Genomic DNA, 609 nt, shown 5'->3' with positions numbered 1-609 from the left:
GGTATAATCGCTAAAACATGAAATAGTAACGTTAAAAGAGTAGATTGCTGGTTTTGTATAAAGTCTAATAATCCAAAATGACCGATTCCTACAAACCAGATAAAAAAGGCTAGTTTGGCCCTGTCATCAATAGGGCAACATAACTCATTATGGATAATTTGGAGAGTTAAAAGAATGAGCGTATACCAGATAAGTAACCCTAAACCAATCCATCCTAATAAATCTGGCGGCCATTCTCTCTGTATGAAAAGAATGATTATGTTCATCCACCCTAAACACCCAATACAGAGAAAAATACTGATACTCACCATTTTCATACACGTTAATCCCCAGTGTTTCATAGCTATATCGCTCCTTTTTTCGTAAAAAAATAGTAAAGTCCTAAAAGTCTAGGACTCTACTCATCTTTTTTTGGTGGCTCCAAATCATCTAAGTTATCTAAGTTTTGCGGATCAGTAGAAGGCATCCAATTTTCACTTCCCGCGGCTACAGCTCCATATTGTATATCTGGTGTATCGATTGTTTCCGCTTCTCCTTGAATCGGTTCATTTTTGCTTACTTCTTTCTCATTTACTCGTGTTAAATCAGTAGGGGAAATGGATTCCGTTG

At 36.8% G+C, this 609-nt stretch carries 1 protein-coding gene and 1 pseudogene; both read right to left on the bottom strand.

Going from position 1 to position 609, the window contains the following annotated elements:
- Nucleotides 1-341 (bottom strand): hypothetical protein (locus ACQGS6_RS29465; RefSeq protein ID WP_426966109.1); only part of this gene is annotated, 341 nt, incomplete at its 3' end.
- A 56-nt stretch (nucleotides 342-397) separates the two neighbouring features.
- Nucleotides 398-609: pseudogene (locus tag ACQGS6_RS29460) on the bottom strand (hypothetical protein); the annotation flags it as partial.

Source organism: Bacillus sp. GMs2/2, assembly GCF_050172095.1.
GTDB lineage: Bacteria > Bacillota > Bacilli > Bacillales > Bacillaceae_G > Bacillus_A > Bacillus_A cereus.
Note: the sequence above shows the minus strand (reverse complement) of the source record. Positions and strands in the feature narration are given on the sequence as shown.